The sequence below is a fragment of the Mesorhizobium sp. genome (assembly GCF_024509055.1).
Taxonomy (GTDB): domain Bacteria; phylum Pseudomonadota; class Alphaproteobacteria; order Rhizobiales; family Rhizobiaceae; genus Mesorhizobium.
Window position 1 is genome coordinate 1 of sequence record NZ_JANINM010000443.1, and the last position, 15,613, is coordinate 15,613.

Genomic DNA, 15,613 nt, shown 5'->3' on the forward strand with positions numbered 1-15,613 from the left:
TCGCCGATGGCGGGCTGACGCCGTTCAAGGAAAAGATCATCCCGCTGGCGAAGGAACAGGGCTTCGACATCGAGTTCCTCGAGGACGAATATGGCGTGACGCTGGAGAAGTGGTTCGCTGACGCCCATAACGGCGCCGGCCAGTACGACCTCTATCTGCTCGACGATCCGTGGGTGCCGCAATTCGGCGCCGCCAATGTGCTGGAGGATCTGGCCGCCGGCGGCATAGACGGTTCCGACAAGGACTGGATCGGCTCGATGATCGACATGGGCTACTGGCCGCCGCAGGACGGGCCGCGCGTCAAGGGCTTCGAGAACGCCAAGCCGACGCTGATCTGCGTACCCTTCGTCGGCGACCTGCAGACGCTGACCTACCGCAACGACGTCTACACCTCCGGCGCGCCGAAGACCTGGGACGAGGTGATCGCCAAGGGCAAGGAAGGGGTCGCCGCCGGCAAGATCAAATATCCGGTCGTCTTCCGAGGCGTCTCAGGCAACCCGATCGTCACCAGCTGGTATCCGATCTTCCTTTCGTTCGGCGGCTCGTTCTTCGACGACAAGTGGAACCCGATCTTCAACTCCGTGGAAGGCAAGGCCTCGGCTGATTTCTTCGTCGGCGCCATGAAGCAGAACGCGCCGAGCGGTGTTGTCGAATTCGATTCCGACCAGGAAGGCGCCGCGATCCTGGGCGGCGACGCGGGCGCGATCATCCAGTATTCCGGCAACGCCTTGAAATCCGACGACCCCTCGCAGACCAAGGTGGCCGGCAAGCTCGATTTCGGCGTCGTGCCGAAACAGCAGAAGGCGATCGCCCAAATGGGCATCTTCATTGCCGGCGTGCCGAAATCGGCCCCCAACAAGGCGAACTCGATCGAGTTCCTCAAGTGGTATGTCAGCGCCGAAACCCAGGCCAAGCTATCCGAAGCCGGCTCCATTCCGGTCAAGCGCAGCGCCTTCGGCATCGCCAAGCCCGGGAACCGGCTGATCCCGGTCGCGCTGCAGCAGCTCGACGCGGGCGCGCTGCCGAGGCCGCGCACGCCGGACTGGGCCAAGGTCGAGGAACTGCTCGGCATCGAGCTCAACAAGGCGCTGCAGGCCGGTTCTGGCGGCGGCGCGGCGCTGGACAACGCGGCCAAGCAGGTCAAGGACTATTTGACCCAGGCGGGTTACTACTGATGCAGATCGGGACGCAGGTGCGCAAGGATCGCCTGCAAGGGGCGGGGCTCGACCTCGCCCTCCCATACCTCATGCTGGCGCCCGGGCTAATGATCGTTCTGGGCGTGCTGGTCTATCCGCTCTGGGACGGATTGAAGGCCAGCACCAAAGCCTACCGCTACGGCTCGCCGATCGCCGACGTCGGCCTGCAGAACTACGCGCATCTGTGGAGCGACGGACAGTTCCTCAACGCGCTCTGGGTCACAGTGAAGTTCGTCGCGCTGTCGGTGTCGTTCGAGGCGGTGCTGGGCTTTGCGCTGGCGTTGTTCTGCCTGCACGAGTTTCGCGGCATCCGGCTGCTCCGGACGGTGCTCATCATCCCGATGGTGGTCACGCCGGTCGTCGTCGCCATCGTCTTCCGGCTGATCTACGCCAGCGACGCCGGCATGCTGACGGCGCTCTCGCGGGCCGTGGGCGGCGGCGAGGTCCAGATCCTCGGCAACCCGCTCAACGCCTTCATCGGCCTTGTCGTGCTCGACGTCTGGGAATGGACGCCGCTGATGTTCCTGATCCTGCTCGCCGGGCTGCAATCGCTGCCGCACGAGCCGTTCGAGGCGGCGCGCGTCGACGGCGCCGGCGCCTGGCGCGTCTTCGCCGATCTCACCTTCCCGATGATGCGGCCGGTGCTGGCGGTCGCCATCGTGCTGCGCACCATCGATGCTTTCGGCACCTTCGACCAGGTCTTCGTGTTGACCCGTGGCGGGCCGGGCGAAGCGACGAGGCTGATCTCGATCTACGGCTACGACACCGCGTTCAAGTTCCAGCAGACCGGATACGCGGCGGCATTGTTCGTGACGATCGGCCTCGTCGTGCTCGCGCTCGCCTTCAGCGCCATCAGGCTGCTGCGCAGGATCGACGCGTCATGAGCACCCGTCTGACGCGCATCCTGACCACGATCTTCGTGCTGGCCGTCGTGCTGATGCCGATCTACTGGCTGGTCTCCACGTCGCTCAAGTCCAACCGCGAGATAACGCAGGAAGGCACGCTCTACCCGCACGCGCCGACGCTCGACAACTATGTTCGTCTGTTCACCGAAAAGCAGTTCGGGTCCTACCTGACGAACTCGCTGGTGGTGACCTTCTTCTCCGTTGCCATCGCGCTGGTCGCGGGCGCAATGGGTGCCTATGCGATCGCCAGGTTCCGACTGCCTTTCGCCGCGGAGCGCAAGGTCGGCCTGTTCCTGTTGACGCTGCGCATCATCCCGCCGGTCGTTATCCTGATACCCGTCTACCTGCTGATGCTCAGCCTCGGCCTGCTCGACAGCTGGCTCGGCCTGATCGCCACCTACACAGCCTTCAACATAACCTTCTGCGTCTGGATGATGGAGAGCTTCTTCCGCGAGATCCCCGTCGATCTCGAGGAAGCCGCGATGGTCGACGGCGATTCGCGTTTCGGCGCCTTCCGCCGCATCACGCTGCCATTGGCAGCACCCGGGCTCGCGGCCACCGCCATTTTCGCGGTGCTGGTCACCTTCAATGAATTCCTCTTCGCGCTGGCGCTGACGGCGACGCCGCGCGCCATGACCATGCCGCGCGGCACCGCGACGCTCATCGGACGCATCGACACCGACTGGGCCTCGATGGCGGCGGCCGGCGTCATCGGCGCGCTGCCTATCGTCTTCTTCGCGCTCCTGGTGCAGCGCCATCTGGTGCGCGGGCTGACCATGGGCGCGGTGAAATGAATATCGCTCAGGACAAGTTGAACCGGCAGCCCCGCGATGGCGCGGCCTGATGGGAAAGTCGAACGCATGATGGATGTGTGTCTGTTCGGGGTGGGGCTGATCGGCCGCGTGCATGCGGGCAATCTCGCGCGCCACCCAAAGGTGAGGCTGCGCTACATCGTCGACCCTAATCGCGAGGCGGCGCAGAAGGTCGCCGCGGTTACCGGCGCCGAGATCGCGGACACCGAGACGGTGATGAACGATCCGTCGGTGAAGATGGTGTTCATCGCCTCGGCGACACGCACGCATGCCGAGCTTGCAATGGCCGCGGCGGCGAGAGGCAAGGCGATCTTCTGCGAAAAGCCGATCGACCTCGACCTGAAGCGCACGGATGAATGTCTTGCCGTGGTCGAGACGGCCGGGGTGCCGTTCCAGATCGGTTTCAACCGCCGCTTCGATCCAAGCTTCCGGGCGCTGAAGGAGCGCCTCGCCGGGGGCGAGATCGGCGCCGTCGAGCAGGTCATCATCACCAGCCGCGACCCCGAGCCCGAAACCGAGGAAGCGCTGGCCGGCGGCGGCGGCGTCTTTCGCGAAATGACCATCCACGACTTCGACATGGCGCGGAACCTGCTCGACGAGGAGCCGGTCGAGCTCTTCGCGACCGGCTCCTCGCTGGTGGCGCCGCAATACAGCAAGCTCGGCGACTACGACACCGCGATGTTCATCCTGCGCACCTCGTCCGGCCGCCAGTGCCACATCAACAACAGCGTCAGGGCCGCCTACGGCTACGACCAGCGCATCGAGGTGCATGGCGCCGATGGCATGCTGCTCGCCGGCAACCGGCTGCCGACCTCGGTGGAGATGTATGGCGGCAAGGGCATATCGCGCGACAAGCCCTATTACTTCTTCGTCGAGCGCTACGCGGAGTCCTACGCCGCCGAGATCGATCACTTCATCGATTGCGTCGAAACGGGCAGGAAGCCAGCCGTCACGGCCAGCGACGGCCGCAAGGCCATGATCCTATGCGAGGCGGCGCTTGCCTCCGCGAGGTCCGGCAGGTTCGAGCCCGTAAAGCTGTGAGCGGATGGTCTGAAGTCAACCGGGAGTTCCCAAATGAAGATTGGCATGATCACCGACAGCCTGGGCAACCTGTCCTTCGACGAGATGCTGCGCGCCTCGGCCGAACTCGGGTTGGAGACACTGGAATTCGCCTGCGGCAACTGGTCGTCCGCGCCGCACATCGATCTCGCGGCCATGCTGGGCAGCGCGGTGGCCCGCGCGGAATTCGTCGCCAAGGTCCGTGACCACGGGCTGACGATCGCCGCGCTCAACTGTTCGGGCAATCCGCTGCATCCGGGGCCGCAAGGCAAGAAGCACCGTCAGGTGACCGAGGACACGATCCGGCTGGCGAACCTGATGGGGATCGATCGCGTGGTCATGATGTCCGGGCTGCCTGGCGGGCCGGGCGACGCCAACCCCAACTGGATCATCACCGACTGGCCGCCCGAATGCGCCGACATCCAGCGCTACCAGTGGGACGATTGCATCATTCCGTACTGGCGCGACCTGGTGGCGTTTTCGAACAATCTCGGCATTCGCAAATTGTGCCTGGAGCTGCACGGCCACCAGGCCGTGTACAATGTCCAGACGCTGTTCCGCCTGCGTGACGCCGTCGGCGAAACGGTCGGCGCGAACTACGATCCAAGCCATCCGATGTGGATGGGCGCCGATCCGATCGCCGCCGTGCGCAAGCTTGGCTCGGCCATCTACTATGTTCACGCCAAGGACACACGTGTCGAGCCTATACCGGCGGCCATCGACGGCGTGCTCGATGCGCGCCCGCCAAACCACTATGCCGACCGGGCATGGAACTACATCACGTTGGGCTATGGCCACGGCGAGACCTGGTGGCGGCAGTTCTGTACGGCGCTGAAGCAGGCCGGCTATGACGACGTTCTCTCCATCGAGCATGAGGACATGATGCTGTCGCCGATGGAGGGCATGCGCAAATCCGTGGCGCTGCTGCGCAACGTCGCCATCAACCTGGCTTAGGGCGATTTGGGACGACCGATGGCACATGTCGAGTTGCTCGCGCCCAAGCCGGCCTTCCGCCGGCCGACGCCGACACGGTCGGCGAGACCGATACCGCCACCATCGCTGGTCGCGGCGCTGGCCTGCGAGCCGAAACTCGTCGCCAAGCATCCGGCGCTCGGCGACTTCCTGCGCAGCCGATGGGCCGACGCCGCCTTCATGACGGCGGCCGGCATGGCCGAGGCGACCGGCCTTTCAACCACGACGCTGATCAGGCTGCTGGCGCTTCTCGGATTCCCCAGTTTCCGCAGTTTTCGCGACGCGGTGCGCCAGCAGCTGAGGTCATGCTGAACGTTTGTTTCCGCGATTGCGGAACGGAAAACCGGTTCGCGCTATCCGTGGAATTAAGGCACGATGCCCCGGCAGGCCCAGGCGACGTTGGCGAACGACCTGGGACCGTCGGGACGGCCGGCCTGATAGGCATCGCGGACGGCGGCCTCGACGCGCAATCGCTCTGCCGCATCGAGCGTTGTCATATACTTTCCGAGCGGACCTTCGCCGGCGGCGATCGGCGCCCAGTAGTCGTCGAAGTCGTCGTAATCCATGCGCACCATCAGCTCGGTTTCGGTTACGTCGTCCAGGCCCTCATCCACAAAAGTCCGCTTCATTTCGCCCGGCTGCATCATCGGCTGGAAGCAATAGCGCGTGCGCAACTGGCGCCCGCTTTCGCCGAGCGCCGCCACCGTGTCGACCATCATGCGGAAGCTTGGCATGCCGCCGTAGTGATCCCACACCACGGCGGCGACCACACCGCCTGGCCGCACCACGCGGCGCATCTCGGCCACCGCCTTGCCGGTTTCGGGGACGAAGTGGAGAACGAGCAGCGCCAGAGCGCGATCGAACGCATTGTCGGCGAAAGGCAGCGCGGTGGCGTCGGCCTGCTGGAAAGTGATGCGCGGATCGGTGTTGCGCTGCCTTGCCGCTTCGACGAAGACGGGCGAGAAGTCGATGGCCTGGATTTGAGCGAGATCGGCGGATTTCGCCAGCTCGAAGGTCAGGCTGCCGGTGCCGCAGCCGACGTCGAGGATGTTTTCGTTGCTCGCCAGACCGGCAAAGTCGATGAAGAGCGGCGCCAGCCGCCGGCTCCACCGGCCCATGAGTTGCTCATAGCCCGAGGCCGCATGAACGGTGAAAATCGACGTCATCTCGCTCTCCCTTGGATGGAGGCGAGGCTAGACCTTGACGGGTTCGATGCCAAGCGAAGGGCGGAGCCGTCGCGGCTCTAGTCCGGCATCACGGCGCGCAGCCAGGCGGCGATCGCATCGAAATCAACAAGCTTCGTTGTGTCGACGTCGAACAACGGACCGCGTCGCAGCGGTTCGGCGCGCTTGGCCAATTCGACCAGTTCGGGGATATAGGCGGCACCCGGATGTCCGGCAGGGCGCTGGCCCAGGCGGGCGCGGTAGCGTTCGGCCAACACCTCACCCGGCGCGTGGCACCAGATCTCGGCGGTCTGTTCGATTCCGGCGCGGCGCAGATGATCCTCGAGCAACTCGCGCGGCTGGAAGCCGAACCAGGCATCGACGACGAAGGTGGTGCCCGCCGGAGCCTCGCTGACGATCGACCAGATGGCGGCGTAGCTGGCGCGGCCAAGGGTGCGGTTGAACTCGCGGTCCGCGCCGCCAAGGGCTTCGAGAAACGGGTTCTTGACGGTGTCCAGCGCGAGCTGCGGCCAGCCCATGTGTTGCGAGATGAAGCGCGCGACAGTGCTCTTGCCCGAGGCCGGAATGCCATTGACCAGCACCGCGCGTCGGCCAGCCGGCCGCGCCGAAGCTCCCGGGGCCGGCATGGCAAGCGCCTGCAGACCGGCGCCGATGACACCTGCATCGTCGCCGAGCCGGGCCGCCTGAACCGGCGCCTGGTACCACGGCGCCTCGGCCGGGATTTCCGCAAGCGCCCTGTGCGCCGCCTGGCCAAGGCCGCCGCCCAGCAGCACCAGATCCGGGCTGAACATCGCGACCGCCGTATCGACAGCGGCGCGCAACGGTCTTGCCCAGGCGTCCAGTATGCCGCGCGCCGACACGTCCCCGGATTCGGCGCGGGCAAAGAGCTGGTCGACCGAGATGTCCGGACCTAGGCCGGCGCGGGCGATATGGCAGCCGAGCGCCGTTCCCGAACTGGTGGTCTCGACACAACCGCGCCGGCCGCACTTGCAAACCTCGCCGCGAGGATCGACGCCGATGTGGCCGAGCTGACCCGCCGTCGCGCTGCCGCGCACGATGCGTCCGCCTTCCGCGACAGCGCCGCCGATGCCGGTGCCGATGGTGAACATCACGACGTTGCCGTAGCCGGTCGGCGTGCCCAAGGCCATTTCGGCGACCAGCGCCATATTGCAATCATTGTCGATGACGACGGGCTTGCCGGTCATGCCCTCCAGGCGCGGCGCCAACGCGATGGAGGCAAGGTCGACATAGCCGCCTGACAGAACAGCGCGATGCCGGGCATCGACGCGACCCGGAACGCCGACACCGATGGCCGCCACCTCCGGCCTGTCCAGCCGGCGCACCATATCGGCGATCCGGCCGAGCACCAGTTCCGGATCGGGCGCGCTCTTCTCGGACACGCGCCTGAGGATCTCACCCGCGCCCGTGATCACGGCGGCGCGCAGATTGGTGCCGCCGATATCGATCCCAATGGCCATCGACCTGTGTGGCATGATGTCCCGTATTGTCTGGCTCCAACCTGCGATTCAGGTCAGGCCTAGCCGAAAACGGCGGTTTTCGAGAACCGGAGCGGAGCGTACTTAAAGTACGTGAGCACCGGAAGCGCAGGAAGCCGGCGTTTGCAGGCCGGCCTCACCTGAATCAGGCAGCCTTGCGGCTGTAGTTGCCGATCACCGCCTGGATCTCGCGCAGCCTCGCGACGGCGACGGTCCGAAGCCTTTCGCGCTGGACGTCACGATCGAGCGAGATGCAATCCTTCCAAAGCGAACGGCCCGCGATCACGCCCGAGGCGCCGTTCTTCATGGCGATCTCGACCTGACCGAGGAATGTGGCGTGGTTGACGCCGGCCGACAGCACCGCCCACGGCACATCGCCGGCAAGACTGGTGATCCTGGCGCAGGCCTCCGGCGTGCCCGGATAAGGAAGCTTGAGCACCTTCGCCCCGCAATCCAGCGAAATGCGCGTGCCTTCCTCGACCAGCGAGGGAACCCTGGCGGCGTAGTCCTCCGCGCTTTCGCCCTCCAGCTGATAGGTCAGGAACTCGACCACGAGCAGAAGGTCCTCCCTGGCGAAGTCGGCGATGCATTGCTTGAGAATGGCGACGTTGTGCCCGTTCGCCTCGGGCCGGTCGGCCCTGAGATAGACCATGATCTTGCCGCCGGTGCCGCCGAGCTCACGCACGCGACGCGCGTCGATGCCGGGAACGAGGCGCGACAGGCGATAGCCTTCCGGCGAGACATCATAGCCCGAGGCATCGAGCCCGATGAGGAGCGCGGTATCGCGGTTGAGCACGCCCTCGTCGACGACACGCGGCACCGCGCAAAGCGGGTCGAGCAGCACGCAGGACGCCTCGCTGGCGAGATATCGGGTGATGTCGGACTTGGTGTCGCCAAGCATGTCGTTGGTGATCCTGGCCTGCTCGGCCGGGTCCGACGCCAGCAAGGTGCGCATGCCGCCGCGCTGGTCGCAGGCGATGGCCATTATGGCCCCGTCCGGTCCGCAGATCTGCTGGTAGCCGCGCAGTTCGGAGGTGGTCATCTTTGCCATGGTTCTTCCATCCGGGTTGGCGCCCGATTGCCGGACGCGGATATACTGCTAGGACGAGAATGCTCCGTTTCCCAACCTTGCCGGTGGGGAAAATCTAGTCGCCTTGGCGCGTTATCGACCTCTAAGAGAGTGCCCGCCTACGCTGCCGAGCCACGTTGCGAGTCTGCGGAATTTGCGCGATAACTCCCGTCGGTAGGTTCTGTAACACGTTGCTGAAAGGAATTGCAAGCTGTCTGTGCCTTCCATCCAGGATGCGACCGCTTCTCGCACGATGCTGCACACGGTCGCCAAGCTGCACTATGTGGCGGAGATGTCGCAGGTCGACATCGCGCGGCAGCTCGGCGTCTCGACAGCGACGATCTCGCGCCTGCTGCAGCGGGCGCGAGCCGAGGGGATCGTCAGGATCGAGGTTATCGATCTGGCGACGCCGGAGGACATCACCAGACAGCTGATCGATGGACTGGGGCTTCGTGACGCCGCGGTGATCGAGACGCCATCGGCCGGCGCGTTGACCGCGCTGGCCGCGCCGCTCGGCGGCCTGCTGAAGCAGGCGCAACTGGCGGCCGGTTCGGTGGTGGCCATCGGCTGGGGGCGGGCCGTGCGCGAGGTGATCCGGGCGGGCCTTCCGCGCATTCCCGGCGTGATGACCGTCGCCGCCACCGGCGGCATGCAGCAGCACGCCGCACATTTCCAGATCAACGAGTTCGTGCGGCTGGCGGCCGAGGAGCTTGGCGGAACGCCACATTTCATCCATGCGCCCTATCTGCCATCCAGCGAGCTGCGTGAGGTCTTTCTCGGCGATGCAGCCATCCGCGACGCCGTGGCGCTTTGGGATCGGACCGACGTCGCGATCGTCGGTATCGGCCTGCCGCACGCCATCAACGCACCGGAGGCGAGCGCGGCCACGCCGAGCGAGCAGGCGCTGGTTCACGCTGCCGGCGATGTGCTCCGGCACTATTTCGACGCCGCGGGCACGCTCATCTCATGGGAGGGCGAGGGCCGGATGATTGCGATGTCGCCGGCTCAGCTTCGGGCCACACGGCTCGTGATCGGCATCGCGGCTTCTCCCGAGAAGGCTAGAGCGATCATCGGCGCCGTTCGCGCCGGGCTGATCAACGCCCTAGTGACGGATACGAATACGGCGCAGGCCATCATCGACATCCTGCCGCGCCGCTAAGCACGATCCGAGAGCCTTCGGAGGCAGCCGGCGTGAAATCGGTTGTGTCGCCGCAAGCTCGGCGCGATAGTCCGCCGGGGCTCTTGGAGCAGGTCGATGCTGCCGATGCAAAAGGCTGCCGCCGCGACCTCGGAAAACCGAGTTGCAATTTATTTCTGCAAAGTGTTACAGTTTGGGCGCCCGGTGTGGATGAACCTGGGCGACGCGGTTGCTCGGACCTGGCGGAGGCCAGCAAACGAGGCCGCGACCAACGGACCGATCGGCCCCGACCGGGCTGACATATCGATCGAAGGGCGCTTGGGAGGAAAGCCGCCTAAGAGAGCAGACAGGTGTTTCCGGCCGTCGGCATCCTGAGTGGATCAGCGGCCATCCCGATGTCACTTGCAACGGCGAATCCGCCGACCACAATGAGGAGGAGTTCATGAAGAAGATTGCTGCCGCGCTCGCGGCGCTTGCCATCTCGGCATCGGCGTTGATCGCGCCCGCCCACGCCGAAGACAAGAAATTCACCATCGCGCTCATTCCGGGCCTGACCACCGACGGCTTCTACATCACCATGCGCAAGGGCGCGCAGGCCGCGGCCGACGCGCTCGGTGTGAACCTGGTGTTCCAGGGCGCCCCGGATTTCAACCCGGTCACCCAGGTTCCCGTGCTCGACGCGGTTATCGCCAAGAAACCGGACGCGATTCTGATCGCGCCGACGGACAAGGTCCAGTTGATCGAGCCGCTGCGCAAGGCCAATGACGCCGGTATTCCGGTGATCACCGTCGACACCTTCATCGGCACCGGCACATACCAGACCGGCGCCGGAGACGCCGATTTCCCGCTGGCCTATATCGCCTCGGACAACGTGCTGGGCGGCGAAATCGCCGCGCGCGCGCTTGCCACCGCCATCGGCGACAAGGGCAAGGTCTACGTCTCGAACGTCAAGCCGGGCGTCTCGACGACCGACCAGCGCGAGGAGGGCTTCAAGAAGGAGATGGCCAAGCACTCCGGCATCACCGTGCTGGAAACCCAGTTCAATGACGACGACGCTAACAAGGCGGCCTCGCAACTGCAGGCGGTGTTCGCGCGCAATCCCGACCTGGTCGGTGTGTTCGGCGCCAACCTCTTCTCGGCGCTGGGCGCCGCCAACGGCGTCAAGCAGGCCGGACAGACCGGTACCGTCAAGGTGGTTGCGTTCGATGCTCCGACCAGCATCGTCGACAACATCAACACCGGCCTGGTGGACGTGGCTATCGCCCAGCATCCCGCCGAGATCGGCTACTACGGCGTCGTTTCGGCTTACGCACATCTGACGGGACATTCGATCCCGGTCGCGATCGGTACGGGCTTCACCATCATGAACAAGTCGAACGTCGCGGACCCGAACATCTCGAAGTACCTTTACTCCGAGTAAGTTCGGACGAGCGTGGCTCCTCCCGGTCAGCCGGGAGGAGCCTGTGCCGGGTCCCCGCCAGAGGCGGGACCTTTTTTTGAAGGCAGCCGCGCCGCGGAGTATCCATGACCTCGACATCACCAGCCCAGCCGGCCGAGCAGCATGTCGCCCCTCAGGCCGATCACGGCGATCCGGCCAGGAGCCTGATCGCACGCATCGCCGAAGGGCGCGCCTGGCTGTTCCTTGCCGGCCTGATCATCTGTTTCGAGATCTGGTCAAGGCTCGCCTTCGGCGCGACCTTCGTGCTCAATCCGTTCAACCTGCAGTCCATCGCCATCTTCGCCGTGGCGCCGCTGCTGCTCGCGACTGGACAGACCTTCGTCATCATTTCGGGCGGCATCGACCTTTCGCTCGGCTTCATCATGGGGCTGGCTGCCGTCATTGCCGCGCATGCGACGAACATGGCGGGCGCTGTCATTCCGCTGCCGCTGGCCATGCTGGCAGGCATTCTCGCCGCGGTCATCGTCGCCGGCGTGCCCGGCGTCATCAATGGCCTGCTCATCTCGCGCCTCAAAGTTCCACCCTTCATCGGCACGCTCGGCATGTTCGGCGTCGCCCGGGGAGCGGCCTACCTGCTTGCCGGCGGCACGACGGTTCCGGTGCAGAACTCCTGGTTCGCGCTGCTTGGCAACGGCAAGTTCTACGGCGTGCCCTACCTGGTGCTGATCACCGCCGTCTTCGTGATCGTGATGCACTATCTGCTCAGCCAGACGCGGTTCGGCCAGCACAATTACGCCATCGGCGCCAATGTGCAGGCCGCGCGCCGCGCAGGCATCGACATCAGGAGCCATATCCTGCGGCTCTATGTGCTTTCGGCAATGTGCGCCGGCCTTGGCGGCGCGCTCTATGCCGCGCGCTTCACCGCCGGTGCCGCGCAGGCGGGCGAGCCATTGCTGCTCGACAGTGTCGCGGCGGTGGTGATCGGCGGCGCCAGCCTGTTCGGCGGCTCCGGCACAATCTTCGGCACCGTCGCCGGCGCGCTGGTGATCGCGGTCATCCAGTACGGGCTGGTCTTCGTCAATGTCGAACCGTTCTGGCAGTTCATCGCCGTCGGCGTCGTCATCATCATTTCCGTTCTCATCGACCAGGCGCAGCGCCGGTTCAGTGGAGGCCGCCAGGATGAATAGCCCCAACCAGACCGCGCCCCTGCTGGAAGTCCGCAACCTGTCCAAGCACTTCGGCGCCGTGCGCGCGCTCAGCGATTTCTCCATGACCGTGCGTCCGGGCGAAGTGGTGGCGCTTGCCGGCGACAACGGCGCCGGCAAGACGACGCTGATCAAGGCGATCTCAGGTGTGTTCCAGCCCACCGGCGGAGAAATCCTGCTCGGCGGACAACCCGTGGCTTTCGCGACGCCGCAGGAGGCGCGCGAGAAGGGCATCGAGACGATCTATCAGGATCTGGCTCTGGCGGACAATCTGTCCATCGGCGCCAATATCTTCCTCGGCCGCGAGCCGATGCGCAAGGCGTTCGGCTTCCTGCCGGTGCTCGACCGCAAGGCAATGGCCGAGGCGGCCAGGGAGACAATGAAGCGGCTGGATTTCCACGTCAGCCGGCTTGAGGCTCCGGTCAGCAATTTCTCCGGCGGCCAGCGCCAGGCCGTCGCCATAGGGCGAGCCGTCTACTGGGATGCACAGATCCTGATCATGGACGAACCGACAGCCGCGCTTGGCGTGCCGGAACAGCGCAAGGTGATCTCGCTCATCCACCAGCTCAAGGCGCAGGGGCGCGGCGTTATCTTCATCTCGCACAACCTGCAGGATATTTTCGCGGTCTCGGATCGCATCGTCGTGCTTCGGCGCGGCGTCCAGGCCGGCGAACGCAAGATCGCGGAGACCAACCACGACGAGGTGGTCAAGCTGATGGTCGGGGGATAGGCCGGCAGGCCGGCCCCGCCAGGCGGATCAGTCCGTCGCGGGCGCTTTCTGAGACGCGGGGGGCGCCACGCTCTCCCGCTCGACCAGCGGGCATTCCAACTTGGTGATGGGGTAGCGACCCCGGCCGGGCGCGGGCGGCGTCTCCAGTTGCTCGATCGCCCACTGGCCCATCGCCAGATGCGGCAGGATCGAGGTCGTCAGCGGCGGGAACAAATGGCGGGCGATTTCCTCGTCGTCGTAGCCGACCACCGAAATGTCCTGCGGGATATGCAGGCCGGCTTCCTTCAATGCCTCGTAACAGCCGATCGCGGTGCGGTCGTTCTGGCAGAAGATGGCGCTCGGGCGATCCTTCAGCGCCAGGAGTTTGACGGTCGCGGCGTAGCCAGCGCTTGCCGACCAATCGCCCTCGACCACCAAATCGGGGTCGAACGGGATGTCGGCTGTGGCGAGAGCGCGGCGATAGCCCTTCAGGCGGTCCTGCGCCGCCTGCATCCAGGGCTCGCCGGTGATGGTGGCGATGCGGCGGTGGCCGTGGCTGATGAGATGCCTTGTCGAGCTCTGGCCGCCGGCGATCTCGGAAGGCACCACCGCCGGGAAGGCATAGTCGGCCGTGTAGCAGTTGAGCAGGATGACGGGGATGTCGAGACTGTAGAGGAAGTCCGGCGCCGTGATCTCGCGGGTGAAGATGGTCATGTAGATCAGCGCCGAGATGCCGCGCCGGGTCAGCGCCTGGACAGCGCGCGGCTCCATCACCGCATCGCCCATGGTCTGCGCCACCAGGAGCACGTTGCCCGCGTTCCACGAGGCCTGGCGCGCGCCCTCGATGGCGACCACCGCCTCGGGGCTGGTGGCGAGCTGGTCGACGGCAAAGCCGATGACGCCGTCAAGTCCCTCGAACGGCGCGACGGGCGGACGCAGGGCGGAAAAGACCGGTGGAGTATAGCCTAGCGAGCGGGCTGCCTCGACGACGCGGTCGCGGGTCTGCTGCGACAGCCGTATGCCCGGCGAATTGTTGAGCACGAAGGAGACCGTCGCCTGCGAGCAGCCGGCGGCCCGCGCGATGTCGGTCATGGTGACACGACCCTTCGGCTTGGCGGACGGCTTGCGGCGCCTGGATGTGTCTGGAGGATCGCGCAGTTCCGTCGGTTCGCTCATGTTCGTTTCCCAAACCCAGCCGGCTCTTAAGCAAGGCCCGCGGCTACGGCAAGATGCATGGCCAGGGCGCGTTTATGGAAAGCGCCCTTGCTTATAACTATTATCGACCCTGGCGCATCAGACGCCAGCCGCATTGCGCACCTACGAAACAGCCGAACAAGGTCAGCAAAGCTGACAAATCCGGTAATTTCGCATGGTATCAGACCTCCTCGGAAGCCTCTCGTGCCTACCCACCGGTTCGCCTCTCCTTCGCCGCGACCAGGTCCCTTCAAGCTTCATAACTAATACTCTTTACTAATAGCCTTGAGCGTTCTACTGTCAACTGGCCGCACACTCGATCGAGCTTCTCGGTCGATGTCGGCAAGCGGGAGACGAGCGCACCCACCGGCCGGCAACTCGCCGGAGAGGTACGCCACGCTCTCACGAAAATGTCAGACAAATCGGACTATTTACGTACTGCAAATCAGTGTCTAGTGTTTCGGTCGCGGCTGGATCGGTCCGAACCAGTTGCCAGCCTGCTGGGCGATACCCTTGGAGGAGGAGGCGTCCGGGCCGCAGCCGAGGCACCAGCGATGAGTTTCAAAAGGGAGGTTGAACCATGAAATCCATGATCCGTAACGCATCCGTCGCCGCGGCGGCCTTGCTGCTCGGTCTTGCGGCCACAGCGGTTGCCCGCGCGGACGACAAGCCGACGCTGGCCTTCGTCGTCAACGGCGCGTCAGACTTCTGGAAGGCCGCGGAAGCCGGCGTGAAGAAGGCGCAGGGTGAACTGCCAGACTACACTCTCGAACTCAAATACCCCGAGCAATCGTCGGTCGCCATCCAGCAGCGGCTCATGGACGACCTTGTGACGGCCGGCGTCAAGGGCATCATGGTCTCCGCCGTGGACCCCAAGACCTCGACTGACGGGCTGAACAAGATCGCGTCAGAAACCGCGCTGTTCACCACCGACTCCGACGCTCCCCAGACCAAGCGCGTCGCCTATATCGGCTCGTCCAACGTCGATGCCGGCAAGCAGGCGGCCGAGATCGCCAAGAAGGCGATGCCGAATGGCGGCAAGTGCCTGGGCTTCGTCGGCCTGCTCGGCGCCGACAACGCCAAGGAACGCATCCAGGGCATGAAGGACGGGCTCGCCGGCAGCAAGATCGAGCTGGTCGACGTGCGCGGCGACGATATCGACCAGGCGCGCGCCAAGAAGAATGTCGAGGACGCGCTGGTCGCCAGCCCCGACATCACCTGCATGGTCGGCTTCTACTCCTACAACACGCCGCGCATCTATGAGGCGCTGCGCGA

The 15,613-nt window shown here is 65.3% G+C and carries 15 protein-coding genes; 11 read left to right on the forward strand and 4 right to left on the reverse strand.

The window, feature by feature from the left end; genetic code table 11:
- The 6 genes from Q0L57_RS24745 to Q0L57_RS24770 all read left to right on the forward strand — a co-directional run.
- The coding region (locus Q0L57_RS24745; protein WP_296745695.1) for an extracellular solute-binding protein at positions 1 to 1,175 on the forward strand (1,175 nt) is incomplete at its 5' end.
- Positions 1,175 to 2,080, forward strand: a complete 906-nt coding sequence (locus Q0L57_RS24750; RefSeq protein ID WP_296745696.1) for a carbohydrate ABC transporter permease — start codon at positions 1,175 to 1,177, stop codon at positions 2,078 to 2,080. The genes Q0L57_RS24745 and Q0L57_RS24750, both read left to right, overlap by 1 nt.
- On the forward strand, positions 2,077 to 2,895 hold the full coding sequence (locus Q0L57_RS24755) for a carbohydrate ABC transporter permease (RefSeq protein WP_296745697.1): 819 nt from the start codon (positions 2,077 to 2,079) through the stop codon (positions 2,893 to 2,895). The genes Q0L57_RS24750 and Q0L57_RS24755 overlap by 4 nt, the downstream gene beginning before the upstream one ends.
- Before the next feature lie 66 nt (positions 2,896 to 2,961).
- Entirely contained in the window at positions 2,962 to 3,954 is a 993-nt protein-coding gene (iolG, locus tag Q0L57_RS24760) for an inositol 2-dehydrogenase (RefSeq protein WP_296745698.1), read from the forward strand.
- A gap of 33 nt (positions 3,955 to 3,987) precedes the next feature.
- Positions 3,988 to 4,926 (forward strand): sugar phosphate isomerase/epimerase, encoded by a 939-nt coding sequence (locus Q0L57_RS24765; protein WP_296745699.1) that lies wholly within the window; start codon positions 3,988 to 3,990, stop codon positions 4,924 to 4,926.
- Between the two features lie 18 nt (positions 4,927 to 4,944).
- Positions 4,945 to 5,256, forward strand: a complete 312-nt coding sequence (locus tag Q0L57_RS24770) for a hypothetical protein (RefSeq protein ID WP_296745700.1) — start codon at positions 4,945 to 4,947, stop codon at positions 5,254 to 5,256.
- Between the two features lie 53 nt (positions 5,257 to 5,309).
- On the opposite strand, the gene Q0L57_RS24775 is transcribed toward Q0L57_RS24770, so the two are convergent.
- From Q0L57_RS24775 to Q0L57_RS24785, 3 genes are all read right to left on the reverse strand, one after another.
- Entirely contained in the window at positions 5,310 to 6,110 is an 801-nt protein-coding gene (locus Q0L57_RS24775; RefSeq protein WP_296745701.1) for a class I SAM-dependent methyltransferase, read from the reverse strand.
- Between the two features lie 77 nt (positions 6,111 to 6,187).
- Entirely contained in the window at positions 6,188 to 7,621 is a 1,434-nt protein-coding gene (locus Q0L57_RS24780; RefSeq protein WP_296745702.1) for an ROK family protein, read from the reverse strand.
- A gap of 148 nt (positions 7,622 to 7,769) precedes the next feature.
- The gene (locus Q0L57_RS24785; protein WP_296745703.1) at positions 7,770 to 8,675 is read right to left on the reverse strand and encodes a tagatose-bisphosphate aldolase; all 906 of its coding nucleotides are present in this window, start codon (positions 8,673 to 8,675) and stop codon (positions 7,770 to 7,772) included.
- Positions 8,676 to 8,946: 271 nt separating this feature from the next.
- On the opposite strand from Q0L57_RS24785, the gene Q0L57_RS24790 reads away from it, so the two are divergent.
- The 4 genes from Q0L57_RS24790 (at position 8,947) to Q0L57_RS24805 (ending at position 13,165) form a co-directional block, all read left to right on the forward strand.
- A complete protein-coding gene (locus tag Q0L57_RS24790) occupies positions 8,947 to 9,852 on the forward strand; it encodes a sugar-binding transcriptional regulator (RefSeq protein ID WP_296745709.1) in 906 nt (301 codons plus the stop codon).
- Positions 9,853 to 10,273: 421 nt separating this feature from the next.
- Entirely contained in the window at positions 10,274 to 11,251 is a 978-nt protein-coding gene (locus Q0L57_RS24795) for an ABC transporter substrate-binding protein (protein ID WP_296745704.1), read from the forward strand.
- A gap of 104 nt (positions 11,252 to 11,355) precedes the next feature.
- Complete coding sequence (locus Q0L57_RS24800; RefSeq protein ID WP_296745705.1) at positions 11,356 to 12,417, forward strand: ribose ABC transporter; 1,062 nt, start codon at positions 11,356 to 11,358, stop codon at positions 12,415 to 12,417.
- Complete coding sequence (locus Q0L57_RS24805) at positions 12,410 to 13,165, forward strand: ATP-binding cassette domain-containing protein (protein WP_296745706.1); 756 nt, start codon at positions 12,410 to 12,412, stop codon at positions 13,163 to 13,165. The genes Q0L57_RS24800 and Q0L57_RS24805 overlap by 8 nt, the downstream gene beginning before the upstream one ends.
- A 27-nt stretch (positions 13,166 to 13,192) precedes the next feature.
- On the opposite strand, the gene Q0L57_RS24810 is transcribed toward Q0L57_RS24805, so the two are convergent.
- A complete protein-coding gene (locus tag Q0L57_RS24810; RefSeq protein ID WP_296745707.1) occupies positions 13,193 to 14,320 on the reverse strand; it encodes a LacI family DNA-binding transcriptional regulator in 1,128 nt (375 codons plus the stop codon).
- A 598-nt stretch (positions 14,321 to 14,918) separates the two neighbouring features.
- On the opposite strand from Q0L57_RS24810, the gene Q0L57_RS24815 reads away from it, so the two are divergent.
- Positions 14,919 to 15,613, forward strand: a 695-nt coding sequence (locus tag Q0L57_RS24815) for a substrate-binding domain-containing protein (protein WP_296745708.1), incomplete at its 3' end; no start/stop codon positions are given.